The organism is Massilia sp. UYP34, from assembly GCF_056279385.1.
Genome location: NZ_JBWBRF010000002.1, coordinates 505951 through 529796, shown reverse-complemented (window position 1 = coordinate 529796; position 23846 = coordinate 505951). Strand labels below are relative to the sequence as shown.

The 23846-nt window shown below is 67.0% G+C and carries 20 protein-coding genes; 12 read left to right on the top strand and 8 right to left on the bottom strand.

What is annotated here, in order from left to right; all coding sequences use genetic code 11:
- The first annotated feature begins 229 nt into the window (after positions 1 to 229).
- The gene (locus ACZ9AQ_RS05705; protein ID WP_429202076.1) at positions 230 to 1687 is read left to right on the top strand and encodes a M28 family peptidase; all 1458 of its coding nucleotides are present in this window, start codon (positions 230 to 232) and stop codon (positions 1685 to 1687) included.
- Entirely contained in the window at positions 1638 to 2396 is a 759-nt protein-coding gene (locus ACZ9AQ_RS05700; RefSeq protein WP_429202078.1) for an MOSC domain-containing protein, read from the top strand. Before ACZ9AQ_RS05705 ends, ACZ9AQ_RS05700 begins: the two co-directional genes overlap by 50 nt.
- On the opposite strand, the gene ACZ9AQ_RS05695 is transcribed toward ACZ9AQ_RS05700, so the two are convergent.
- Entirely contained in the window at positions 2359 to 3297 is a 939-nt protein-coding gene (locus ACZ9AQ_RS05695; RefSeq protein ID WP_429202080.1) for a DMT family transporter, read from the bottom strand. The two genes, ACZ9AQ_RS05700 and ACZ9AQ_RS05695, sit on opposite strands and share 38 nt — an antisense overlap.
- A gap of 311 nt (positions 3298 to 3608) precedes the next feature.
- Here ACZ9AQ_RS05695 and ACZ9AQ_RS05690 point away from each other — a divergent pair, with 311 nt between their 5' ends.
- Both ACZ9AQ_RS05690 and ACZ9AQ_RS05685 read left to right on the top strand, forming a co-directional pair.
- Complete coding sequence (locus tag ACZ9AQ_RS05690; RefSeq protein WP_429202082.1) at positions 3609 to 3998, top strand: hypothetical protein; 390 nt, start codon at positions 3609 to 3611, stop codon at positions 3996 to 3998.
- 153 nt (positions 3999 to 4151) lie between these two features.
- On the top strand, positions 4152 to 5177 hold the full coding sequence (locus ACZ9AQ_RS05685) for a DUF4380 domain-containing protein (protein WP_429202084.1): 1026 nt from the start codon (positions 4152 to 4154) through the stop codon (positions 5175 to 5177).
- A gap of 120 nt (positions 5178 to 5297) precedes the next feature.
- Here the strand turns inward: ACZ9AQ_RS05685 and ACZ9AQ_RS05680 are convergent, their stop codons facing one another.
- The 3 genes from ACZ9AQ_RS05680 to ACZ9AQ_RS05670 all read right to left on the bottom strand — a co-directional run bounded on the left by ACZ9AQ_RS05680 (position 5298) and on the right by ACZ9AQ_RS05670 (position 7975).
- Entirely contained in the window at positions 5298 to 6038 is a 741-nt protein-coding gene (locus ACZ9AQ_RS05680; RefSeq protein WP_429202086.1) for a sulfurtransferase, read from the bottom strand.
- Positions 6039 to 6057: 19 nt separating this feature from the next.
- The gene (gene chrA, locus ACZ9AQ_RS05675; RefSeq protein ID WP_429202088.1) at positions 6058 to 7299 is read right to left on the bottom strand and encodes a chromate efflux transporter; all 1242 of its coding nucleotides are present in this window, start codon (positions 7297 to 7299) and stop codon (positions 6058 to 6060) included.
- Positions 7300 to 7378: 79 nt separating this feature from the next.
- Complete coding sequence (locus ACZ9AQ_RS05670; protein WP_429202090.1) at positions 7379 to 7975, bottom strand: exopolysaccharide biosynthesis protein; 597 nt, start codon at positions 7973 to 7975, stop codon at positions 7379 to 7381.
- A gap of 619 nt (positions 7976 to 8594) precedes the next feature.
- Between ACZ9AQ_RS05670 and zwf the strand changes: the two genes are divergently transcribed.
- Positions 8595 to 10061: a glucose-6-phosphate dehydrogenase gene (gene zwf, locus ACZ9AQ_RS05665; RefSeq protein ID WP_429202092.1), complete on the top strand. Its 1467-nt coding sequence runs from the start codon at positions 8595 to 8597 to the stop codon at positions 10059 to 10061.
- A 19-nt stretch (positions 10062 to 10080) separates the two neighbouring features.
- Here zwf and ACZ9AQ_RS05660 read toward each other — a convergent pair whose 3' ends face one another.
- On the bottom strand, positions 10081 to 10599 hold the full coding sequence (locus ACZ9AQ_RS05660) for a MarR family winged helix-turn-helix transcriptional regulator (protein ID WP_429202093.1): 519 nt from the start codon (positions 10597 to 10599) through the stop codon (positions 10081 to 10083).
- A gap of 24 nt (positions 10600 to 10623) precedes the next feature.
- On the opposite strand from ACZ9AQ_RS05660, the gene ACZ9AQ_RS05655 reads away from it, so the two are divergent.
- The 7 genes from ACZ9AQ_RS05655 to ACZ9AQ_RS05625 all read left to right on the top strand — a co-directional run bounded on the left by ACZ9AQ_RS05655 (position 10624) and on the right by ACZ9AQ_RS05625 (position 20232).
- Complete coding sequence (locus tag ACZ9AQ_RS05655) at positions 10624 to 11364, top strand: siderophore-interacting protein (RefSeq protein ID WP_429202095.1); 741 nt, start codon at positions 10624 to 10626, stop codon at positions 11362 to 11364.
- A 141-nt stretch (positions 11365 to 11505) separates the two neighbouring features.
- Positions 11506 to 12663 (top strand): acetyltransferase domain-containing protein, encoded by a 1158-nt coding sequence (locus tag ACZ9AQ_RS05650; RefSeq protein ID WP_429202097.1) that lies wholly within the window; start codon positions 11506 to 11508, stop codon positions 12661 to 12663.
- 146 nt (positions 12664 to 12809) lie between these two features.
- Positions 12810 to 13994 (top strand): alpha/beta fold hydrolase, encoded by a 1185-nt coding sequence (locus tag ACZ9AQ_RS05645; protein ID WP_429202099.1) that lies wholly within the window; start codon positions 12810 to 12812, stop codon positions 13992 to 13994.
- A gap of 253 nt (positions 13995 to 14247) precedes the next feature.
- Positions 14248 to 15654, top strand: coding sequence for an APC family permease (locus ACZ9AQ_RS05640; protein ID WP_429202101.1), 1407 nt, complete (start codon positions 14248 to 14250; stop codon positions 15652 to 15654).
- Positions 15655 to 15707: 53 nt separating this feature from the next.
- A complete protein-coding gene (locus ACZ9AQ_RS05635) occupies positions 15708 to 16307 on the top strand; it encodes an SAM-dependent methyltransferase (RefSeq protein ID WP_429202103.1) in 600 nt (199 codons plus the stop codon).
- 503 nt (positions 16308 to 16810) lie between these two features.
- Positions 16811 to 19039, top strand: a complete 2229-nt coding sequence (locus ACZ9AQ_RS05630; RefSeq protein WP_429202105.1) for a TonB-dependent siderophore receptor — start codon at positions 16811 to 16813, stop codon at positions 19037 to 19039.
- 125 nt (positions 19040 to 19164) lie between these two features.
- On the top strand, positions 19165 to 20232 hold the full coding sequence (locus ACZ9AQ_RS05625) for an SDR family oxidoreductase (protein ID WP_429202107.1): 1068 nt from the start codon (positions 19165 to 19167) through the stop codon (positions 20230 to 20232).
- A gap of 4 nt (positions 20233 to 20236) precedes the next feature.
- Here ACZ9AQ_RS05625 and ACZ9AQ_RS05620 read toward each other — a convergent pair whose 3' ends face one another.
- Genes ACZ9AQ_RS05620 through ACZ9AQ_RS05610 form a run of 3 tightly spaced genes read right to left on the bottom strand, consistent with a single transcriptional unit; the run spans position 20237 to position 23809 of the window.
- Entirely contained in the window at positions 20237 to 20893 is a 657-nt protein-coding gene (locus ACZ9AQ_RS05620; RefSeq protein WP_429202109.1) for a PqiC family protein, read from the bottom strand.
- Entirely contained in the window at positions 20893 to 22518 is a 1626-nt protein-coding gene (locus ACZ9AQ_RS05615) for a PqiB family protein (protein WP_429202111.1), read from the bottom strand. Before ACZ9AQ_RS05615 ends, ACZ9AQ_RS05620 begins: the two co-directional genes overlap by 1 nt.
- Complete coding sequence (locus tag ACZ9AQ_RS05610; RefSeq protein WP_429202113.1) at positions 22511 to 23809, bottom strand: paraquat-inducible protein A; 1299 nt, start codon at positions 23807 to 23809, stop codon at positions 22511 to 22513. Before ACZ9AQ_RS05610 ends, ACZ9AQ_RS05615 begins: the two co-directional genes overlap by 8 nt.
- Between the last annotated feature and the right edge of the window lie 37 nt (positions 23810 to 23846).

Below are 23846 nucleotides of genomic sequence, written 5' to 3'. Positions count from 1 at the left end.
GCTTGAGTGGCAGGCCGGGCGTGAAGCGGGCCGCCGCGAATGCGATGACTGGACCTTCGTTGGATGCCCGTGCAAGACCTCTGATACCGGGCGCAAATGCCATGCCAGACGAACCAATCAAACCATGCCAACACAACGCGCCATGAGAACGCTTGGTTTACCAGGCAATTGACCGCAGTTACCTGGCATGTCATATTGCAATTTTTTTACCCCCCAAGGAAGTCCACGCATGCGTCACCTCGTCTCTGCCCTCGGCCTCAGCCTTGCCCTCGCCGGCTGCGCGACCCAGACCGATGCGCCCCGCGCGTTCGCCCAGGATGCGCTCGCCAGCCACATCTCGGCCGACTCGCTGCGCGGCCACCTGTCCTTCCTCGCGTCCGACATGCTCGAGGGCCGCGGCACGCCCTCGCGCGGCGTCGACCTGGCCGCCGAATACATCGCCGCCCAGTTCCGCCGCGCCGGCCTGGAAGCAGCCGGCGACGACGGCTACTACCAGACCGCCAACTGGCAGTACGCCAGGCGCGGCGAGAAGGACATCACGATCACGGTGACGGCGGGCGGCAGGACGATCGAGGTCCCGGCCGGCAGCGCCTCGGCCAACTTCGTCGATCCGGTCGCCCTCGGGACCACGCCGGCCGTGTTCATGCAGTGGCAGGCGGCGCTGGACGACGAGAGCGCGGCCAATGGCAAGGTGCTGGTCGTGCCCGCGGCGGCGATTCCCGGCGCGGCCGGCGTGCTGAAAGCGAAGCTGCGCAGCAAACCCGCGCTGGTCGTGATGATCGACCGCGAACGCCGCCACGGCCGCACCCGGGATGGCTGGCTGATCGACCCGAGCCAGCCGGTGCCCAAGGACGGCCCGCCGGTCGTGCTGCTGCACGCGGCCGACGTTGCCGCCACGCTCGAACGGGGCGGCGCGAGCATGGCCGCCAGGGTGGCCGCGCCGACCGTCAGCCCGGTCAAGCTGCGCAACGTGATCGGCGTGCTGCGCGGATCGGATCCGCAACTCAAGCACACCTACGTCATGCTCAGCGCCCACTACGACCACCTGGGCATCCGCGACGGCGAGATCCATAACGGCGCCAACGACGACGGCAGCGGCACCGTATCGGTGATCGAGATCGCCGCAGCCATGGCGGCGCAGAAGGAGCGTCCACGGCGCAGCATCGTGTTCGTGGCCCTGTTCGGCGAAGAGCTGGGCCTCCTGGGGTCGCGTTACTATGCGAAGAACCCGGTGTTTCCGCTGAAGGACACCGTGATGAACCTGAACCTCGAGCAGCTGGGCCGCACCGACGACAGCGAAGGAGCGCAGGTCTCGTCCGCGACCATGACGGGCTTTGACTACTCGACCGTGGGCACGACCATGCAGCGCGCCGCCGAGCGCACCGGCATCCGTTTCTGGAAGCATCCGACCAACAGCGACCGCTATTTCGCGCGCAGCGACAACCAGGCCCTGGCCAACGCCGGCGTGCCGGCCCACACGCTGGCGGTGGCCTTCGGCTTTCCCGACTACCACGGCAAGGACGACACCTGGGACAAGATCGACTACGACAATATGGCGCGCGTGAACCGCATGATCGCCGTCGCCGTGCAGGACATCGCCAACGACCCGGCCAAGCCGGCCTGGACCGACGTGCCGAATGCCGCCAGGTACCGCGAGGCGGCGCGCGCGTTGCACGCCGCCCCATGACGTCAGCACCCGCCAGGTGATCGCCGACCTGTCGATCCGCCCGGCCGGCGCACCCGCGCCGGTGCGGGTCGACGCCATGTGCCTGGTCGCAGGCAGCGGCGCCGCAGGGGACCGCCATCTCGATCCGCTTTCCCCGCGCCAGCTGCTGCTCGCTTCCAGCGCCAGCTATGCCGCCCTCGCGCTGGCGCCCCAGGCGCTGCGCGAAAATCTCCTGCTCGACGACGACATCGACCACCTGCCATCCGGCACCGTGCTGCGCATCGGCGCAGAGGCGCAGGTGCGCCTGATGTTCGCGTGCGAAGCCTGCGCACGGCTGGACGGTCATGGCGAGCGCCTGGCGGCCCGGATCGGCACGCGCCGCGGCGTCCTGGCGCGCGTCGTCGCAGCCGGGATCATTCATCCGGGCGACCCGGTGCGCGACCTCGGCCAGCGCTTCCCGTCATGGGCCGACGACTGGCGCCTGCGGGTACGGCAGGTGCTCGACGCCGTTGCGCCGGGCGCGGTGGTCGAATACGCCCAGCTGGCGCGTCTGGCCGGGATTCAGTCGAGCTACTGCCGCGCCTTTCCGCGTCTGCTGCGCGCGCTGGGGCCGGCTTACGCGCAGAAGGCCATTGCGGCGCGGAGCGTCGTTCCCCAGGCACGCTGGGCGGGCGCTGGCCTGTTCGACGCCGTTACGAGCGGTCGGGGGAGCGCTTCGGCGCCGGTTTGAGCCGGCTCACGCCGAAGATCACCAGCGCCAGCCCGCCCAACTGGTACGGCGATACCGGCTCTCCCAGCAGCAGCCACGATGCGAACACGGTCAGCACCGGTCCCAGGTTGCCCACTGCCGCCGCCTGCGCCGCGCCCATGCGACCGATCGCCAGCGCCAGCCAGTAGATCGGCAGCGTGGTCGAGACCACGGCCATCAGGCCGCCATTGAACCAGACCGCCGCCGGCAGCGCCGGCAGCGCGGCCGCATCGCCCACCGCCATGAAGTGCCCCAGCACGAACACGCACGATGCGCTGCCGGCCAGCCCGGCCAGGCGCATGGAGCCGATACGGGTCACCAGTGCCCCGGTGCCCAGGTAGTACAGGGCGTAGGTCACGGCGCTGGCGAATACCCAGGCCGAACCCACCATCACGTCGCGGCTCCAGCCCGCCACCTGCAGGTCGTGCACGAAGCCGATGCCCAGGCCGAGATAGCAGATCGCCAGCGCCTGCAGGGTACGGCCGGAGGGCTGCTCGCGCGTCAGGCAGACCTGGAACAGCAGCACCAGCGTCGGGTACAGGTAGAGAATCAGCCGCTCCAGCCCAGCCGTGATGGTCTGCAGGCCGTAGAAGTCAAACAGGCTGGAAAGATAGTAGCCGAGGAAGCCCAGCAGCGCGATATGGATGCCGTCCCTGACCGACAGCGGCGCGGCGGCATGGGCGCGCGCCAGCCAGGCCAGCCACAGGAACAGCGGCAGCGCGAAGCCCATGCGCACGGCCAGCAGCGTGAGCGGCTCGACCGGCGCCGCTGCATAGCCCAACTTGACGAATACCGCCTTCATGCTGAAGCCGGCGGCGGCCAGCACCGCGTACAGGCGGCCATCCTGCGACCAGCGGCGCAGACGTACCTGGGTTGGACTCATGTTCGGATTTCGGTGGCAAAGACCTTATTCTGCCAAGAAAGTATCTGCGCTGGAATGCGTGATTCCCGGACCGGGCCTTCGCGAGAAGAGAAATCCCGTGCAGGTCGACCAAACGGGCAACTCCGTGTGTGCTTCGCTCATCCGCAGACCTCGGCTCAGCAGCCAGACATGTTGTTAAGTTATCTAGCGCACAGCCGATGAGTGTTGGAAATGTTGTAATAGCTCCATCGCGCACGATTGAGGTCGTGGCGTGAGTCAAAAATTAGCAGCTGGTGTAAGCTAAACGACAACATTTATTTTAGGAGCCCACAATGAAAACCACTATCGCCCTGTCCGCCATCATGCTGTCCGTCGCCGTCCTGGCCACTGGTTGCAACAAGAACGACAATATGGGCCCGGCGCAAGAAGCCGGCGCCGCCATCGACAACGCAGGCCGTAACGTCGCTGAGGAAACCCGCGAAGGCGTGGCTGCCGCCGACGCCGCCGCTGAGCGCGCGGGCGACAACATCGAAGCCGCCGGTGAGCGCGCCGAAGCCGCTGCCGAGCGCGCTGGCGACCGCATCGAAAACGCCACCGCCGAAGTGCGCCAGGAATCGCGTGAAGCCGCCGCCGAAGCCAAGGACGCCGCCAGCGACGCCACCGCCGCAGCTGGCCGCAGCGTCGAGCGCGCTGGCGAAAAGATGCAGGACGCTTCGAAGTAATCCTGTCGCGTTTCAATCATCCACGCCGCGCAACCGGGTAACCGGTTGCGCGGTTGTTCCGCTTTCCTGGCGCGGCGCTTCTTCGGCCGGCCACTCCTCTGCTATGCTGGCATGCCCGACAACCAGCATGCGCCTGCGCTCATGCCCGCGCCTATGCCCCGCCCGCCCCTGTCCCTACTGACGCTCGGCCTTGCCTGCCTGTGCGCCGCCACGTCCGCGTTTGCGCGACTCCCCGCGCACCGCCTCGACAATGGCGTGATCGAGGCGCGCGTCGCCGACGTGGCTGGCGGCCGCCTGCTGTCGTTCGCACTCAAGGGCAAACCCAATTTCCTGCTCGTCGACGAAACGGCCGGCGATCCCGCGCTCGCGCCGGACGCGATGTCCAACCACGTCCGCTACCAGGGCCATGAGGTCTGGATCGGGCCGCAACACGAATGGTGGGTCCACCAGGAGGTCAATCCGGCGCGCGCCGCGGCGAAGGCGAGCTGGCCGCCCGATCCCTGGTTGAGCCTGGCGAAATACTCGGTGGTGGAAAAAACACCGGGCGAGATCGTGCTCGACAGCCCAGCCAGCCCGGTGTCCGGGATCCAGTTGCGCAAGCGCTATGCCCTGGTGCCCGGCCGGCCCGACAGCCTGCAGCTCGATGCCGAGGCCACCAACCGCAGCGCCAGCCCCGCGGGACGCGACATCTGGTTCAACACCCGCGTGCCGGCGCACACCCGGGCCTACGTGCCGGTGGCGTCGCACGACGACGTCCGGCTCGAGCCGGGCGCGGCGCTGCGCTACACACTCGAACGCGGCATGCTGTCGCTCGATTTGCCGGTGCCGGGTGACGCCGCGCGCAAGGGCAAGCTGTTTGCCCAGCCGTCACGCGGGTGGCTGGCGGCGTTTGGCGACGGCCAGGCCCTGGTGATCCAGTTCGCGCACCAGCCGCGGGCCGCCATCCATCCGGCCCAGGGCCAGGTGGAGCTGTACCAGGACGCCGATGCCGACGCGCCAGGCAAAGGGATGCTGGAGCTGGAAGTGCACGCGCCCTATGTCGAATTGGCGCCCGGCCAGACGATGCGGGCGTCCGAGCGGTGGACCATCCTGCCCTACGACGGGCCCGCCACGCGCGGCGCCCACCTGGCATTCCTGCGGCGGCATGCGGCGCAGCTCGGAATAGCAGGCATCCCGTAGCGGGGGCGCCGCCCACGCACGTGGTCGATCCCAGCCTGCGCGCCGGCCCGGCGCCCCATGCACGGCTGGAATCTCAGCGTTCGATCGGGCAGGTTTCGTCGCGCGCCCAATCAGAAAAGCTCAGGTAGTAAACGCGCACGTTGTGGTAACCGGCATGAAGGGCAGCCGCTGCCGCCAGCGCGGCGCGTCCTCCCCGTCGCAATGCGTGATGATATCGTCGCCGGACTGAAATCCTGCCTCAGCAAGAAGCTGACGCAGCTCGTCGCTGTGCCGAAGCCGGTTTTGAATCAACAGCGCGCCGTGCGGAAGGTGCCGCGCGCCAGGAATGTGGCCCCCACGCTTGTTACGACGCAGGTCCTCGCCACGAAACTCGGCGACGGTACGGGCATCGAGAATGTCGATGCCATCCTCTAATTCGGATTGAAGCGTGACCCTGTCGGTCAGCCCGACACGGCCGCTATCCGGGCTGGCATGGAAAGCGGCGCTGCCGGAGGCAATCCATTCCGCAGGAATGTCAGGCGATGACAGCGCAGGCCAGCCGCCGTTCAGGATGGTCGCGCGGACTCCGAAATACTGCAGGATGAACCAGACGCGCGCGGCTTCGGTCATGCGCCCATCGTCATAGACGACCGCCAGGGCGTGATCGTCGATGCCGAGTTGGCGAATGGCCTGCTCCCAATAGGCGACGTTGTCGAGCCCGGTGGTGTCGGCCTTGGCGGCCGCTTCCCACTCCTCGATCGGTACGCGTATCGCCTTGGTTGCGTGGGCGGCGTCGAACGCCGGGACGTCACGCACGTCGAGCAGGCGTAGAGGGCGCCCCGCGGCGAGCGCATCCGGTTCGATGACGGAGGCAGTGTTCATTATTTTCTCCCAAAAAAGTCTACAGCGTCCTGGACACCATCCCGGCTGCTGCAAGCACCACCACCAGAGTCCATGGTGGCGCCTTCCAGGCGGTGAGCAGCACAAAACCTCCGAGCGCGACCGCAAAGTCGCGTGCATCGAGCACGGCGCTGGTCCAGACCGGGTCATACAGCGCGGCGCCAAGGATGCCGACGACTGCTGCATTGGCGCCGAGCATGGCGTGCTGGGCGAATGGATGCATGCGCAAACGGTCCCAGAATGGCAGCATTCCATATACGAGCAACAGACCAGGAAGAAAGACCGCGATAAGGGCAATGGCTGCGCCGGTCAGCGGATCCGCAGTCTGGTTGGCTGCGGCGCCCAGATAGGCGGCGAAGGCAAAGAGTGGACCGGGGACCGCTTGCGCCATTCCGTACCCGGCAAGAAAGGCTTCATTGGTGACGTGCCCAGGCGTGACCATCTCTGCCTCCAGTAGCGGCAGCACGACGTGGCCGCCGCCAAAGACCAGCGCACCTGACCGGTAGAAGGCATCGAAGAAGGAAAGTTGCTGGTTTCCTGTCAGGGTAACGAGAACAGGCAGTCCGATCAGCAAGGCGGCGAACAAGACGATTGCAGCAATGCCGGCGCGACGTGTGATCGGAAAAGCGGAATGTCCATGCGTCGGAACATGCTGCCCCCGGCAGAGCCACAGCCCTGCAAGGGCTCCCATGGCAATGGCCGCAATTTGCCCGATCGCGCCGCCATGAAAAACCACGATCAGGACGGCGCCCAGTGCGATCGCTGCGCGCTGCCGGTCGGGTGTCAGGCTTCTTGCCATGCCCCAGATCGCTTGAGCCACAACGGCCACTGCAACCAGTTTGAGTCCATGCAAAAAACCTTCGGCCAACGGGCCGGTAAATGCAGCGGCTCCCAGAGCGAACGCAGCCAGGACGATGGCCGACGGCATGGTGAAGCCCAACCACGCCGCCAGTCCTCCCGACAAGCCATTACCGCGCAACACGCCCAAAGAGAAGCCGACCTGACTCGAGGCCGGCCCTGGCATGAACTGGCACAGTGCTACCAGATCGCCATAGCTGGCATCGTTCAACCAGCGCCGCCTTGTTACGAACTCATCCCGAAAATAGCCAAGATGCGCTATCGGGCCACCAAATGAGGTCAGGCCGAGCTTCAGGAATATCCAGAAAATGGAAAGAAAGGAGTCGGTGCCGTGCGAGCAGGTCGTGCCATCATGTGAAAGAGGCGTTTTATCGCGCAAGTGCATGGAACATCCCGAAAAGCCATATTTTCATTATCATCTTGAACAATCGTTCAGCAGGGCGGACTCGGAAGCTGCCCACCCTTTAGTTCGGCAAGAAAAACCGCTCGATCACCCACCAACTCCCGGCCAGCAATCCCCAGGAGGTTGCGCATGCAACAAGCGCCAACACCATGCCGACGAGAATGGCTACACCGTCACGTTGCCCCAATCCTAAGGCAAGCAATAGCACGGCCAGGCCCGGAACGGTATTTCCGAACGGGATGGGTAAGGCGATAAGAACCCCCATGACGCATATGACCAATCCAATTGCACGTGTGGCAAAAGGCGTCACCAAGCTGGACAAACGTGGTCGTATCCAGCGCTCTGACTTTTCCAGATAGGGAACCGTGCGCGCGATGACGCGATGCAGCGTCGCATGCTCGATGCGCAAGCCGGACAGGCCTGGAGGAATGCGAATCGGAAGTATGCCTAAAGTCATTTGCAACCCTACGAGCGTCAGCAGCGAACCGAACAACATTCCCGCGGGTACCCCCGGAGTAGGAACGATGGCAGGCAGCGAAAATAGAAGCAGGACAAGCGCGGCAGAGCTCTCCCCCAGCGTTGCGAGGATCTCGCGCAACTGAGGCCTTTGCGCATGCAGGCGCTCAGGAAGCGTTCGTAATTGGTCGATCAGTTTCATCAATTAACTTTCGGAGACAGTTCCCCCGTCCAGACGCCAGTCAACCGCTCATGAGCATGCACATTCCATCGGACCGGCAGGACCGGCGTGGTCACGACATCATCGTGGTATCCAGCGTTCTTGCATGAGTGTACCTGAGCCGCAGATCGTTCGGCTGTAAGGTGAACTGAAAAAATATTCTTCGCCAGGGATCGCAAGGCGACGTACCCACGCGGATGGCGTCCGGGTCGGCGTCCGGGTCGGCGTCCGCGTTGGCGTCTTCGTCGGCGTGCGGGATCGGATTGCGTCAGCACCCATTGCCCGCGTGTTAAGCTGCCGAGTCAGCCGTCAAATACGTCGTCCCCGCGCAGGCGGGGACCCAAGTTCTGCAAACGTCGTCGAAACGCTTGCAGGATTGGGTCCCCACCTTCGTGGGGACGACGTTTTTACGCTAACTCAAGAAAACTCTCGCTTTAACTTAGCGTCATTAACGCTTGCTCGGGCTTTTTTTCGCTCCAGCACTGGCCGCAGCAACCTTGCCCGATTTGCCAGTCCATTTTCTTCATGTAGGCTACAATCGAAGACCAACCAGGCGAGCGCACGACGCAAGCGATCTATACAACCTGTCAGCGAAAGAGACATGAGCACCTCGAACGAGCACGATAACGGCCTTCCCCTCGACATGACCATCTTCGGCGGCATGGGCGACCTTGCCATGCGCAAGCTGTTGCCCGCCCTGTACATGGCCTTCCTGCACGGCAACCTGCCGCCGTCGACCCGCATCCTGTCAACCGGTCGCCAGGACTACGATCGCGCCGCCTATCTGGCCTTCGTCGAGGAGCATTCGCGCTCCTTCATCAATGCCGCCAATTTCAACGAAAAGAGCTGGGCTGGCTTTCTCGACCTGCTGGTCTACGTGCGCCTGGACGTCTCGAACGCCGAGATCTTCGACACCCTGCGCGAAGCCTCGCGCGACGGCGCCCAGCGCGTGTTCTATCTGGCCACCGCGCCGGCGCTGTTCACCACCATCTGCGACAAGCTGGCCGCCACCGGCCTGGTCGACGCCAACGCGCGCGTGGTGCTCGAAAAACCGCTGGGCCGCGACCTGGCCTCGGCGGTCGAGATCAACGAGGCCGTCGGCAAGCACTTCGCCGAGTCGCAGATCTACCGTATCGACCACTACCTGGGCAAGGAAACGGTGCAGAACCTGATGGTGCTGCGCTTCGGAAATTCGATCCTCGAACCGCTGTGGCGCGCGCCGAACATCGCGAGCGTGCAGATCACGGTGGCCGAGGAAGTGGGCGTGGGCAGCCGCGCCGGCTTCTACGACAGCGCCGGCGCGATGCGCGACATGGTGCAGAACCACCTGATGCAGCTGCTGTGCATCGTCGCGATGGAACCGCCGACCTCGCTGTCGCCGGACGCGGTGCGCGACGAGAAGCTGAAAGTGATCCGCTCGCTGCGCCGCATGACGCTTGCCGACATCGCGCGCGACACCGTGCGCGGCCAGTACACGCGCGGCGTGAGCGGCAACCAGGAGGTCAAGGGCTACCACGAAGAAAACAACGTGCCGCCGCAGAGCCATACCGAGACTTTCGTCGCCCTGCGCGCGCGCATCGATACCTGGCGCTGGTCGAAGGTGCCGTTCTACCTGCGCACCGGCAAGCGGATGGCCCGCCGCTCGTCCAAGATCGTGATCGAATTCACCAATCCGCCGTTCCCGCTGTTCCCGGAAACCCCGGGCGGCGTCGCCAACCGCCTGGTGATCGAGCTGCAGCCCGAGGAGGCGATCAAGCTGCAGATCTTCGCCAAGCAGCCCGGCAGCGGCATGCAGATGCAGCAGGTCGAGCTCAACCTCGACCTGCAGTCGGCTTTCCAGCAGCGCCGCGCCGAAGCCTACGAGCGCCTCCTGATCGACGTGGTGCGCGGCCGCCTGACCCACTTCATGCGCCGCGACGAACTGGAAGCGGCCTGGGAATGGGTCGAACCGATCATCAAGGGCTGGGAAACCCTGAACGAGAAGCCGCATCCGTACGCGGCCGGCTCGTGGGGTCCGGCCGAGTCGTTCGCGCTGCTGGCGCGCGACGGATTCGGCTGGGTCGAGTAATCAACGATCGCCCGGCGGGCTAATCGGCCCGCTGTCGTTCCAGGTTGGCGCGCACCCGCGCCAGCAGCGCCATCAGCTGGGCCTGTTCGTCCCCGGACAGCCCGGCGAGCGCCGCCGCCCCCAATGCGCCGCTCTCGCGCTGCAGTCCGGCAAACACCTCCTGCCCCGCCGCGCTCAGCGTCAGCCGCGTGCTGCGCCGGTCGTGTTCATCCGGGGCCGCCTCCAGCAGCCGCGCCTCGCGCAGCGCACGGATCAGGCGCGCCACCTGCGCCTTGTCCCGTCCCGAATGCGCCACCAGATCGCTCTGCGTGGCGCCGGGGTGGCGCGCAAAATATCCGAGCGCTCTCATCTCCATCTGCGCCAGCTCGTGCGGGCCGCCGCGCAGGTCGCGCAGCTGCCGTGAACGGTAGAGATGCACGATCGCGTGCATCGTCTCCAGGGGATCGTCCGCCCGGCCGTCATCCGCCCGCCCGTCGTTCGCCCGGCCCTCGCGGCCCTGGTTGACTCTATCAACTTCTTTTCGCATAATGGTGGACACTATCAACTAATTCTGGAGTGTAGCATGGCCGACTCCCGCATTCCCGCGCCAATTCCCGCCATCGAGCGCGTTCGCCATGACCTCAAGCTGCGCGAGGTCGAGGTGGCGCGCATCGCGCGGCTCAGCCCTGGCTTTGCCAGCATCACTTTCCGCGGCGCCGCGCTCTCGGATTTCACCTCGCTGTCGTTCGACGACCACGTCAAGTTCATGTTCATTGATGCCGACGGGCAGCAGGTTCGGCGCGACTGTACGCCACGCCGCTTCGACCGCCAAGCCTGCGAGGTCGACCTCGAGTTCGCCCTGCACGGCCATGGCGCCGCCGCCGAGTGGGCGCGCAACGCCGCGATCGGATCGAAGGCCGTCATCGGCGGCCCGCGCGGCTCGATGATCCTGCCGCTGGTCATGGACTGGCACCTGCTGGTCGGCGACGCCAGCGCGCTGCCGGCGGTGACGCGGCGCCTGGAAGAACTGCCGTCCGGCGCCCGCGTCCAGGCCGTGCTGCTGGTCGATGCGGCCGACCGCCGCGCTTTCGCCACCGAGGCCGACGCCGACGTCCACTGGGCGGCGTCGAACGAGGAACTGCTGCAGGTGCTGGGCGATCTGCGATTACCGGGCGGCGCGGGCCTGGCCTGGGGCGGCGGCGAGGCTTGGCTGATGGCCCAGGTGCGCCAGCGGTTGATCGACAAGGGCCTGCCACGCCAGGCGGGCCGGATCTCGGCCTACTGGAAGCTGGGAGTGGCCGATCATCACGAGCATCTGGACTGAGCCGGGACGCGCATCTTCCGCTTCATCGTCGACCACCCTGCCCGTCAATGGCCATGGGTGGCGACTCTGCCAGAGGAACAAGCCCTGGGGCGGACGCCGTTGTGTTGCCGGCGGCCGGATTCCCGTACAATCCCGGCCGATATGAACCCGAGTACCTCCCCCCTTCCAATCCACGACGCGAGCAGGCGCATCGCCTCCATCGACGTCGCCCGCGGCCTGGTCATGCTCCTGATGACGGTGGACCACGTGCGCGAGACATTCTTCCTGCAGCACCAGGTCGGCGACCCGATGGACGTGGGCGCGACCGATCCCGCCCTGTTCTTTTCGCGCCTGGCCGCCCATTTCTGCGCGCCGATGTTCGTGTTCCTCACCGGCCTGTCGGCCTGGCTGTACGCCCACCCGGCGGACGGCCCGCGCAGCGCCACGGGGTTTCTCGCCAGGCGCGGCGCCTTCCTGATCCTGCTCGAAATCGTGGTGATCAACTTCGCCTGGACCGGCAGCTTCACGCCGCACATCGTCTACCTGCAGGTGATCTGGGCCATCGGATTGTCGATGCTGGCGCTGGCCGTGCTGCACCGGCTGCCCCTGGCGCTGCTGGCGGCGATCGGGATCGCGATCGTCGGCGGCCACAATGCGCTGTCCGGGCTGTCGTTCGAACCCGGCTCCTGGGCCGCCTCCGCCTGGACCGTGCTGGAGCAGCGCGGCTACCTGCTCGAAGAGCCGGTGCGGGTGCGCATCAGCTATCCGCTGCTGGCCTGGATCGGCGTGATCCTGCTGGGCTATGCCTGCGGACCCCTGTACGCCCGCAGCCTTGACCCCGCCCTGCGCCGGCGCTGGCTGGTCGCCGGGGCCCTGGCCTGCCTGGCCCTGCTCGTGGTGCTGCGCACCTGGAACATCTATGGCGAGACGCTGCCGTGGGCGCCGCAGGCCGAGCCGCTGCGCAGCGCGATGTCGTGGCTGAACTTCACCAAATACCCGCCCTCGCTCGACTTCCTGCTGCTGACCCTGGGCGTGGGCCTGCTGGCGCTGGCCTGGATCGAGCGCGCCGAAGCGGGTTGGATGCGGGTGGCGGCGGTGTTCGGCGGCGCGCCGCTGTTCTTCTACATCCTGCACCTGTACGTGCTGCTGGCCACGCAAAGGATCGCGGCGACCGTGCTGGGCGTGCCGCGGGCGGATTTCACGCAGGTATGGCAGGTATGGCTGGCCGCGGTGGTGCTGGCGGCGCTGCTGTACTGGCCGACGAAACGCTTCGGCCAGTACAAGCGCAAGAGCGGACAAGCCTGGGTCAAGTATCTGTGAGCGCAATTCGATTCCGCTCGGATATATCTGTTCGTGCGTTGTTTTACCTAGCGCAAACAGGGCCGCGATTCGAAACGTGCGCGGTTGGAGCCGGACGGGAGTTAGCGTAGAGTCTCGTGATCGCCAATTCGACGGGATCGCCATCCATGTACGCAAGCAACTGGAACAACCTCGGGGCCTTCGCACACCTGGGAACCCACGCCCTCAAGCAGATGGACCGCAGCCGCCAGGCGCGCGGCAAGATGCTGGAGCGGGCCGGTTACGGGCCGCAGCAGACCCCGTCCACCGTGATCCTCGAACAGCCCGGCGTCAAGCTGCACCGCTACCAAGACGCTCCCGGCGGCGGCCCGGCGGTGTTGCTGGTGCCGGCGCCGATCAAGCGCGCCTACATCTGGGACCTGGCGCCCGACATCAGCGTGGTGCGGCGCTGGAGCGAGCGCGGCTACCGGGTCTACCTGGCCGAATGGCTGCCAATGCCTGACGGCGACGGCGACGTCGGCCTTGACGACTATGGCGAGCGCATGCTGTCGGCCTGCCAGCGCGCGATCATGGAAGACAGCGGCCAGGAACAGCTCACGATCGTGGGCCACTCGCTCGGCGGCATCCTGGCCGCGATCTACAGCTGCATGCATCCCGAGCGCGTGGCCGCGACCATCCTGCTCGAGTCGCCGCTGCACTTCGAGCAGGCCAGCTGCTGCTTTACGCCACTGGTCAACGCCACCCCGCACGCGCGCGGCATCGCCGACGCCTTCCGCCACGTGCCGGGCGCCTATCTGAACATGATGAGCGCCATCGCCGAACCGCAGGCGTTCCAGTGGGAGCGCATCGCCGACCGCTGGCTGTCGCTGCTCGACCCGAAGGCGCTGGCCACCCATATGCGCGTCGAGCGCTGGACCCATGACGAATTTCCGCTGCCCGGCCGGCTGTTCACCGACATCGTCGAGTCGCTGTACCGCAACGACGAGTTCATGCAGGGCCGGCTTGACATCAATGGCCGCGCGATCGGCCCGCGCGACCTGCGCGCGCCGCTGCTGTGCGTGGTCGACTTCCGCAGCAAGGTGATTCCGCCCGCATCCGTGCTGCCCTTCCACGAAGCCGCCGGCAGCGAACGCAAGCGCGTGCTCGCCTACGACGGCGACGTCGGCGTCAACCTGCAGCACGTCGGCGTCCTGGTCGGCCGCAACGCGCACGCCGCGATCTGGCCGGCCATCTTCGAGTGGCTGGGCGCGCCCGCGCTGGCGCATGCATCGGACGACGGACGCACGCCGGCGTTGCCTGCGGTCGCGGCCAGCGCCGGGGCCGACGCCAAGGCTTCCCCGCCAGCAGACTGAGAACCGGTTACGGCAGCGCTCATGCTGCCGGCACGGCGCGGCGCCCGGCCGCGCCGCGCACGGACTATAGCGTCGCACGTTGCCTCCACACTGTATTTATCTTTATAGCAATTCAATCGCGCGCCATCTGCTCTGCGGTCTGGATAACATCCAGTACCGAAAAACGGGTGAGCGCTGGTGTCTGTACAGGCTCCCCATGTGCAACCAAGCGCGACGCAGCCACCGGCCGCTGCCGTGCCCAACCGATCACGACATGGATGCCATAGAAGCGCAGCGTACTGTTTCAGCCCCTCACGATACCCGACCCCGCCCCACCATCGGCCTGCGCGAAGCGGTTGCCGTCATCGTCGGCGTCGTGATCGGCGCCGGCATCTTCAAGGCCCCATCCCTGGTCGCCAGCATGAGCGGCGGGGCGACGGCCATGTTCACCCTGTGGATCATGGGCGGCGTGGTCTCGCTCATCGGCGCCCTGTGCTACGCCGAGCTGACCACCGCGTATCCGCATACCGGCGGCGACTACCACTACCTGCACCGCGCCTACGGCCGTTCGGTCGCCTTCCTGTTCGGCTGGGCGCGCTTCTCGGTGATCACCACCGGCTCGATCGCACTGCTCGGCTTCGTCTTCGGCGACTACATGCAGCAGGCGATTCCGCTGACCATGCTGCCGGCCGGCTGGGGCAGCACCGTGTACGCCGTCGCCGTGATCACCGGCCTGTCGGCGCTCAACCTGCGCGGCATCCGCACCGGCGCCAACACCCAGACCTTCCTGACGGTCGCGGAAATCCTCGGCCTGCTGCTCATCGTCGGCGCCGCCGCATTGTTCACCGACCCGGCGCCCGCGCCGGCAGCCGCCGCGACCGCTGCCGGAGGCGCATCGGGCCCGGCCGCCGCCGCCCTCGGCATGGCGATGGTCTTCGTCCTGCTCACCTATGGCGGCTGGAACGAGGCCGCCTACATCAGCGCCGAGATGCGCGGCGGTCCGCGCGAGATGGTCAAGGCGCTGACCATGGGCATCGTCGTCATCACCGCGCTCTACCTGATGGTGACCTGGGCTTACTGGAAGGTGCTGGGCATGGACGGCATGGCCGCCTCCGAGGCCGTCGCGGCCGACGTCATGAAGGTCGCCTTCGGCCCGGCCGGCGAGAAAATCATTTCGGTGCTGGTGGCGATCTCGGCGCTCACCTCGATCAACGCCACCATGATCGTCGGCGCCCGCACCAGCTACGCCATCGGCCTCGACTGGAAGAAATTGGGCCGCCTGGCCGAGTGGGATAGCGAGCGCGGCACGCCGACGGTCGCCATGACGGTGCAGTGCGTGGCGGCCCTGGCCCTGGTCGCGACCGGCGCCGCGCTGGGCGGCGGCTTCAAGGCCATGGTCGAATTCACGGCGCCGGTGTTCTGGCTGTTCTTCCTGCTCACCGGCATCTCGCTGTTCGTGCTGCGCCGGCGCGAGCCGCACACGCCGCGGCCGTTCAAGGTGCCGCTGTATCCGCTGCTGCCGCTGCTGTTCTGCGCCAGCTGCGCCTATATGCTGTGGTCGAGCCTGTCGTACGTGTACAGCCAGCAGCTCGGCGGCCTGAACGCGGCCTGGATCGGCGTCGCCGTGCTGGCCGTCGGCGTCGTGCTGCTGCTGCTGCTGCGCTCGAAAAGCGATCGATAATGTCCAAGAGAGTTTTTACCCCCAAGACCCCACCTGACCAAGGAGCTGTGCTGATGAATCCGCAACCTCGCCGTCGTACCCTGCTGCTGTCCACCGCCGCCGCCACCGGCCTGATGATGTTCCCGTTCGGCCGCGCGCTGGCCCAGGCCACCGCGGCCACCGCCGCCACGCCGCGCCTCGACGTGCCTTACGTCCCGACCCCGCAAGAAGTGGTCGACAAGATGCTCGACCTGGCCAAGGTCGGCAAGAACGACACCCTGTTCGACCTGGGCTGCGGCGATGGCCGCATCGTCGTCACCGCCGCCAAGGAACGCGGCGCGCGCGGCACCGGCATCGACATCGACCCGACCCGCATCGCGGAAGCCAAGGAAAACGCCAAGAAGGCCGGCGTCTCCGACCGCGCCCAGTTCCGTGTCGGTGACCTGTTCAAGACCGATTTCTCGAACGCGACCGTCGTGACCCTGTACCTGCTGCCGACCATCAACGCCAAGCTGCGTCCGCAGCTGTGGAAGCAGCTCAAGGTCGGCACCCGCGTGGTGTCGCATGCCTTCGACATGGGGTCGGAATGGCCGGCGGAGAAGACGGCCGAGGTCGATGGCCGGACGATCTATTACTGGACCATTACCGAAGCGAACAAGAAAGAAGTGGCCTGATCCGGCCACGCCCTGTTTGAGGGCCACCATTATCCATCCTGATGGATCATGGTGGCCCATGTGCTTTTCCATCCCGCTCGCCTGTGCATGCACCAGTTCCTGGCCATGCGCGCCTTCCCCCGCGCGACCGACACCGGCTCATTCAGCCGCCTCGCAGCAGCTAGGCCTGCCCGCGCCACGGCCAGCCAGCCGACCGGCGATCTTGAGGTCCGTCTCGGCAACAGACTGACGCCGAAGAATTTGCCTGATCCATTGCACCACCTGTCCAGTGCTGTCGTCGACGTGACACCTGCTTGCCCATCCAGAACCGGCCGATAGAGCCTTGCCCGCTCTCGGCCATCCTGCATTTACGCGATCCTCGCTTCAGGACAAGGTCATTGCCATACTTGACACTCATAGATGAGAATGCTTATCATTCTTAATCGCATTCAAGTTATTGCAGGGCGATGCACGCTCATCGAGCGCTGGTCCGCCCCCACTCATCGTTAAGAACAGGAAAAAAGATGGAAAAGCAGGTCAGCGCAATCCCAAGCCATACACTGAAGACCCTGACGTTCTGTGTGGGCCTCGCGCTCCCGCTCCTCGCCCAGGCCCAATCCACCGAGGCCAGCAATACCGCCGCCGGCACGACCTCGATGCCGCAGGTGCAGGTGCAGGCCCAGAAACTGGCCGACGACGTCGGTTCGTACACCATCGGCCGCACCCGCACCGCGACGCCGCTCGACATGTCGCTGCGCGACACCCCGCAATCGGTCTCGGTCGTCACCCAGCAGCGCATCGAAGACCAGGGCCTCCTCACGATCACCGACGTGGTCAACAACGTCACCGGCGTCTCGGTCAACCAGTACGAGACTCACCGCGGCAGCTTCACGGCGCGCGGCTTCGAAGTGACCAACCTGCAGATCGACAACATCCCGACCACCTGGGACGCCGCCTGGAGCGCCGGCGAAGTGCTGGGCAGCCTGGCGCTGTACGACCGCGTCGAAGTGGTGCGCGGCGCGACCGGCCTGATGACCGGCGCCGGCACCCCATCGGCCGCGCTGAACCTGGTGCGCAAGCGCGCCTTCAGCAAGACGCTGGGCGGCCGCATCGAAGCCACCGTCGGCCGCTGGGACAAGCGCCACGTCATGGCCGACGTCTCGACCCCGCTCAACGAATCGGGCAGCGTGCGCGGGCGCTTCGTCGGCGAGGTCGGCGAAGGCGACAGCTGGGTTCGGCACCTGGAGAACAAGGACCGCACCTTCTACGGCACGGTCGAAGCCGACATCGGCCGCGACGGCACCTTCTCGGCCGGCTTCAGCCGCCAGAAGATGAGCCCGCGCGGCCCGATGTGGGGCGGCCTGCCCTACCGCTACGCCGATGGCTCGGTCATCCCCGAAGACCGCTCGCTGACCACCGCCACCCCCTGGGCCGGCTATGACAACCAGTACGACAACTTCTTCGCCGACTACGAGCACCGCTTCGCCAACGGCTGGAACCTGCGCTTGACCTATACCGACGCCACCCGCGACGGCGATTCGCGCCTGCTGTACCTGTCCGGCGTGCCGGATCGCCAGACCGGCGCCGGCATCGGCTCCTTCGCCGGTTCCTATGTCACCCAGACCAAACAGAAGGACTTCGGCATCCACGCCAGCGGTCCGTTCTCGGCGTTCGGCCGCGAGCACCAGGCGGCCATCGGCTACCTGCATGCCGATACCGACTTCTATGCCAACAACCGCATCGCGACCTTCCCGGGCATGGCCACAGGCATGACGCCGCCGGTCACCGACTTCAACGGGTGGAATCCGGCCGCCTACCCGACGCCGACCTGGGGCGCGCAAGCGCGCTACCAGGACAGCGAAACGACCCAGCAAGGCCTGTACGGAATGGCGCGTTTCTCGCTCACCGACCAGCTCAAGGCCATCGTCGGCGCGCGCGTGACCAACTATGAGAAGCACGGCGGCGGCGCGTGGGAAGCCCCGTATTCGATCAAGCACACGAACGAGATCACGCCGTACGCCGGCCTGGTGTTCGACCTGAACGACACCTATTCGCTGTACGCCAGCCACACCAGCATCTTCCAGCCGCAGAACCTGAGGGACCTGGCCAACAACCTGCTCGACCCGATCGAGGGCAAGGCGAGCGAAGCCGGCATCAAGGGCGAGTTTTTCGACCGCCGCGTGAACGCCTCGCTGGCCGTGTTCCACCTGAAGCAGGACAAGCTGGGCCAGGCGGCCGGCCGCATCGATCGTGACGGCCCGTCCGGCCCGCTGCTGGAAGAAACGCACTACCGGGCGGCGGACGGCGCCACCAGCAAAGGCATCGAGCTGGACGTCTCGGGCGAGATCGTCTCTGGCCTGAACGCCAGCATCGGCTACGCGATCTTCCGCGCCAAGGATGAAACCGGCGCCGACTTCAATGCGATCTACCCGCGCAAGACCCTGCGCGCCTTCGCTTCCTACCGCCTGCCCGGCGCCTGGAGCAAGCTCACCATCGGCGGCGGCGTCAACTGGGAAGGCAGCACCTACACCATCGACGGCACCGTGGCGCCAGGCATCGACGGCCGCATCGAGCAGGAGTCGTTTGCCCTGGTCAACCTGATGGCGCGCTACGATTTCACGAAGCAGCTGTCGGCCCAGCTCAACGTCAGCAACGCAACCGACGAAACCCACTTCGCGATGTTCTCCGCCTTCAACCAGATCACCTACGGTGCGCCGCGCAACACCTCATTGACCCTGCGTTACCGCTTCTGATGTCCTGAAGGTGAAGTCCTGGACGGGGCGCCGCGGCAAGGCGGCGCCCCGTTTCCTTGGGGCCTGCGCGCGGATTTATCTCAGCCGGTAGAATGAGGTCCAACTGTTACATCAGGAGTACTTACATGAAACGAACCGCACTGGTCGTCGGCGTCACCGGCATCGGCGGCAACCACGTCGCCCGCGAACTGCTGGCCGGGGGCTGGGAGGTGGTCGGCCTGTCGCGCCGCGCCCCGCAAGACCTGCCCGCCGTGCGCCACGTGGCCGCCGACCTGCTCGACCCCGCAGCCCTGGGCGCCGCGCTGGCCGACGTCGATCCGACCCACGTCTTCATCACCACCTGGATGCGCCAGGACAGCGAGGCCGAGAACATCCGCGTCAATGCCGCCCTGGTGCGCAACCTGCTCGACGCGCTGGCGCCAAAGAAGAGCGTGCGCCACGTCGCGCTGGTGACCGGCCTGAAACACTACCTGGGCCCGTTCGAAGCCTACGCCAGTTCGGGCACCCTGCCCGACACCCCGCTGCGCGAAAGCCAGCCGCGCCTGCCGCTCGAGAATTTCTATTACGCGCAGGAAGACGAAGTCTATGCCGCGGCCGAGCGCGACCGCTTTACCTGGACCGTGCACCGCCCCCACACCGTGATCGGTCTGGCGGTCGGCAACGCGATGAACCTGGGCACCACCCTGGCCGTCTACGCGACCATCTGCAAGGAAACCGGGCGCCCGTTCCAGTTCCCGGGGTCGAGCGCGCAGTGGAACGGCATGTCGGACGTCACCGATGCGCGCATGCTGGCCAGGCAGCTGGTATGGGCCGCCGACACCGACGCCGCCCGCAACGAAGCCTTCAACATCGTCAATGGCGACGTGTTCCGCTGGAGCTGGCTGTGGCCGAAGCTGGCCGCGTTCTTCGGCGTGCAGGCGGCGGGCTTCAACGGCACGATCCAGCCCCTGGAGGCCGCGATGGCGAACGACCACGCGGTGTGGCGCGAGATCGCCACGCGCCACGGCCTGGTCGAAGCCGACCTGGATCGCCTGGCCTCGCCCTGGCATACCGACCTCGACCTGGGCCGCCCGCTGGAAGTAATGACCGACATGGCCAACAGCCGGCGCCTGGGCTTTGCCGCCTGGCAGGCCACCGACGATTCGTTCTACGACCTGTTCGCGCGCCTGCGCGCGGAGCGCCTGATTCCCTGACGGTTCAGCCGGCCGGACAGGCCGGCGCCGCCCCCCCGACCTGTCCCTCCTGCTGGGCGCGCACCGCCAGCACGATGGTGGCCGAGAGCTTGTCCAGCGCCGCCCGGTGGCCCGCCACCAGGGCGTCGTGGCCCATCCCCACGGGTTCCTGGAACACGCTGCGGCAAGTCTGCATCTGGCCGCCAATCTGGCCGCCATCGAGCCTGCGCACGCTCCACACCACATCGATCAGCGCATGGCTCCCGGGGCGCGATTCGAAGCGCTGGACGTCGGCGCCGATCCGGTACAGCGTGCTGCCGTCCGGCGCCGCGCTGCGGTAGACGTCCACCCCGCCCACACGGGCCGCGATCCCGAGCGACAGGCTGTTGCCGATTTCCTCGGCCAGCGGCCCGGCCCAGCGATGGTGTTCCTCGAGGTCGATCGTGCCTTCTCCGGTGCTCACCACCATCTGCGGACGGCGCAGCTGGGCCGGCACCGTCACCGGCCGCATCTCGAAATACAGCGGCGCGGCGCCGCCGGCGGGCGGCGCGACCGTCGGGCCGCCGCTCAGCGTATAGAAGCGGTCGACCGGCGTGCTGCTGCAGGCGCCGAGAAAGGCGCCGAGCAGGCCGGCGGCGCAGGCGGTGGCAAGGGCGCGGCGGCGCAACGGGAATGACGTCATCACTTCTTCTCCTGGGGTTTGCCGCGGATGATCGACTGCGGATTGCGTTCGAGGTAGTCGGCCAGCGCATTGAGCTTGGCCATCGTGTCCGTCACTTCCTGCAGCGCCTGGCGCAGGTCGGACTGCAGCGGCGAATCCTGGGCCAGCAGGTTCTCGGCGCGCGCGAACGTGCCCTTGGCGGCGGTGAGCGTGCCCGTCATCTCCGGCAGCACCTCGCCTTCGAGGCGCGCGAGCGTCGCGTTCGCCTGCGCCAGCGTGCGGTTCAGGTTGGCGCCGATCTCGTCGAACGGCACCTTGTCCAGCTTGTTGGCGATGCGCGCCACCTGGGCTTGCAGCTCGTCGAGCTGGCCCGGCACGGTCGGCAGCACCACCAGCTCGCCCTGCTGGCCGATCGCGGCCTTGGCCGCCTTTGGGAAGAAGTCGAGCGCCACGTACAGCTGGCCGGTGAGGATGTTCCCGTTGCGCAGTTGCGCGCGCAGGCCGCGGCCCACCATCATGCCCAGCATGTCCTGGCCGGCGCGGCCCTGGTTCAGCGCGTTCATGAAGTCCTGGCCCAGGCGCCCCGGGTACATGTCGATCGTCACCGGCATATTGAAGCGGCGGCGCTCGCGGTCCCATTCGATGCCGACGGTGCGCACCTCGCCCAGCGCCACGCCGCGGAAATCGACCGGCGCGCCCGGCGCAAGGCCGCGCAGCGTCTGGTCGAAGTACAGCACGGCGCTGGTGGCCGGGCCGTCGGGCGGCCGCAGGGCCGCGGCGCGGTCTTCGGCCAGCCGGTAGCGGCTGCCCGCCGGGGCCGGCACGGCCGGCTTCTTGCCGTCGGTCGATTCGAAGGCGATGCCGCCGGTGGCCAGCGCCGCCAGCGACTGAGTATTGAGCTTCAGGCCGCTGGCGTCCAGGCGCAGGTCGACGCCGCTCGCGTGGTACCAGCGCGTGTCCGTGCCAACGAAGCCGATATACGGTTCCTCGACGAATACCGACATGTCGACGCCCTGGCCGGCCTTGTCCAGTTCGACCTTGGCCACCTGGCCGACGCGCACGCGCCGGAAGTAGACCGGCGAGCCGGGCGCGACCGACCCCAGGCTGTCGGCATGCAGCAGGTATTCGCGCCCCTTCAGGCCGATCGGGATCGGCGGCGCCGTCTCCAGCCCGGTGAAGGCGTCGCTGGACTCCTCGGACACGCCGGGCGCGGCGCCGATGTACGGGCCGGACAGCAAGGTGCCGAGTCCCGACACGCCGCTGGCGCCGATCTGCGGCCGCACCACCCAGAAGCGCGAATCCTTCGCCGTGAAACGGCCCGCCTCCTTGACCATCGCGATCTTGGCCACCACCCGGTTGCCGTCTTCGGCCAGCGTCACCGACACCACGCGGCCGATGTCGACGTCCTTGTACTTGACCCGGGTGGTGTTCGCCTCCAGGCCTTCGCCGGTGGCGAAATAGACGTACACCGTGGGGCCCTTGTCGGTCACCCACTGCACCACCTGCCAGGCGCCGATGACGGCCGCCAGCAAAGGGATCAACCAGATCAGCGACGGCAGCCAGCGGCTCGGCCGGTCGACGTCGGGCGAAATGGGGCCCGGGGCCGGCGGCCCCTGCGGCGCTCGTACGCCGTCCTGTTCAGGCATGTCGTTCTCCATTCGATTCAATAGGGTCCCAGATCAGGCGCGGGTCGAACTGGTGCGAGGCGACCATCGTCACGATCACCACGCAGCCGAAGGCGATCGCGCCGGGCCCCGCGGTGATCGTGGCCAGCGCGTCGAAGCGCACCAGCGCCACGGTCAGCGCGACCACGAAGATGTCGAGCATCGACCAGCGGCCGACGAATTCGACCACGCGGTAGGCGCGCGTGCGCGCCAGCGGCGCCATGCGCGAACGCAGCTGCGCGGTCGCATTGAGCCAGGCCAGCGCCACCAGCTTCGACACCGGCACCACCATGCTGGCGATGAAAATGATGATGGCCAGGCCCGGCGAGCCGGTGTTCCAGAACAGCACCACGCCGCTCATGATGGTGTCGCCCTCGGCGCCGCCGCCGATCGTGCGGGTGTACATGACCGGCAGCACCATGGCCGGAATGTAGAGCAAGGTGGCCGCGGCCAGCATCACCCAGGTCCAGCCGATGCTGTTCGGGATCCGGCGGTACAGCGCGGCGCCGCAGCGGCGGCAGTGCGCCGCGCCATTCTTCGCGCGCTGCCAGGGATGGCCGTTGACCAGGCCGCAGGCGCCGCAGGAGACGAGCGCGCCGGCCACGTGGGCGCCGGCGTGCGGATGGGCGCCACCACCGGCCGCCTGGCCTGGACGCGGCGCCAGGCGGTCGGCCAGTTCCCACAGCGCCTTGGGTTCGTAGCGCATCACGAGCGCGCACAGGATGGTCAGTACACCGAAAGCGAACAGGCCCGGATGAGGCACCACCCGCGCCATGCTGGTCATCTTGATCACCGTGATCAGGATGCCGATCATCAGCACTTCGGTCATGGCCCAGTGGCGCGCGCCCTGCACCACGCGCAGCACCATGTTAAATCCCGGAACGCGCCGGCCACGGCGCAGGCCGACGGCGACATACAGGAGCGATGCCAGCTCCAGGCCGGGGAAGACGATCGCGCACAACAGCACCATCGCCGCGATCACCTGCATTCCTGCGTTCCACAGCACGCCCACCGCTTCCAGCAGGGTCGCGCTGGACGCCATGCCGCCCATCTCGAGCGTGACGATCGGGAAGCTCTGGGCCAGCAGGTAGACCAGCACGGCGCCCAGGGTCAGCGCCACCAGCGAATCAGCGCGGCGCAGGGGCCCGCCGGCATGCCAGCGATACAGTTCGTGGCGGCAGCGCACGCAACGCGCGCGCTCGCACGAATTCAGCGGCTCCCGGTGGTACAGGCTACCGCAATCATGACAACCGATCAGATGCTCCGCGCTCAATCGCTCTCCTCGCTCCGCTACATTAGTGCTTTCGCAC

Coding starts and splice junctions, on each gene's coding strand:
- ACZ9AQ_RS05670 (WP_429202090.1), bottom strand. CDS start 7,975: ATGAAACTGATCGACCAATTACGAACGCTTCCTGAGCGCCTGCATGCG.
- ACZ9AQ_RS05615 (WP_429202111.1), bottom strand. CDS start 22,518: ATGCCTGAACAGGACGGCGTACGAGCGCCGCAGGGGCCGCCGGCCCCG.
- ACZ9AQ_RS05635 (WP_429202103.1), top strand. CDS start 15,708: ATGAATCCGCAACCTCGCCGTCGTACCCTGCTGCTGTCCACCGCCGCC.
- ACZ9AQ_RS05690 (WP_429202082.1), top strand. CDS start 3,609: ATGAAAACCACTATCGCCCTGTCCGCCATCATGCTGTCCGTCGCCGTC.
- zwf (WP_429202092.1), top strand. CDS start 8,595: ATGAGCACCTCGAACGAGCACGATAACGGCCTTCCCCTCGACATGACC.
- ACZ9AQ_RS05620 (WP_429202109.1), bottom strand. CDS start 20,893: ATGACGTCATTCCCGTTGCGCCGCCGCGCCCTTGCCACCGCCTGCGCC.
- ACZ9AQ_RS05655 (WP_429202095.1), top strand. CDS start 10,624: ATGGCCGACTCCCGCATTCCCGCGCCAATTCCCGCCATCGAGCGCGTT.
- ACZ9AQ_RS05700 (WP_429202078.1), top strand. CDS start 1,638: ATGCCGCCAGGTACCGCGAGGCGGCGCGCGCGTTGCACGCCGCCCCAT.
- ACZ9AQ_RS05650 (WP_429202097.1), top strand. CDS start 11,506: ATGAACCCGAGTACCTCCCCCCTTCCAATCCACGACGCGAGCAGGCGC.
- ACZ9AQ_RS05680 (WP_429202086.1), bottom strand. CDS start 6,038: ATGAACACTGCCTCCGTCATCGAACCGGATGCGCTCGCCGCGGGGCGC.
- ACZ9AQ_RS05685 (WP_429202084.1), top strand. CDS start 4,152: ATGCCCCGCCCGCCCCTGTCCCTACTGACGCTCGGCCTTGCCTGCCTG.
- ACZ9AQ_RS05640 (WP_429202101.1), top strand. CDS start 14,248: ATGGATGCCATAGAAGCGCAGCGTACTGTTTCAGCCCCTCACGATACC.
- ACZ9AQ_RS05625 (WP_429202107.1), top strand. CDS start 19,165: ATGAAACGAACCGCACTGGTCGTCGGCGTCACCGGCATCGGCGGCAAC.
- ACZ9AQ_RS05630 (WP_429202105.1), top strand. CDS start 16,811: ATGGAAAAGCAGGTCAGCGCAATCCCAAGCCATACACTGAAGACCCTG.
- ACZ9AQ_RS05645 (WP_429202099.1), top strand. CDS start 12,810: ATGTACGCAAGCAACTGGAACAACCTCGGGGCCTTCGCACACCTGGGA.
- ACZ9AQ_RS05705 (WP_429202076.1), top strand. CDS start 230: ATGCGTCACCTCGTCTCTGCCCTCGGCCTCAGCCTTGCCCTCGCCGGC.
- ACZ9AQ_RS05695 (WP_429202080.1), bottom strand. CDS start 3,297: ATGAGTCCAACCCAGGTACGTCTGCGCCGCTGGTCGCAGGATGGCCGC.
- chrA (WP_429202088.1), bottom strand. CDS start 7,299: ATGCACTTGCGCGATAAAACGCCTCTTTCACATGATGGCACGACCTGC.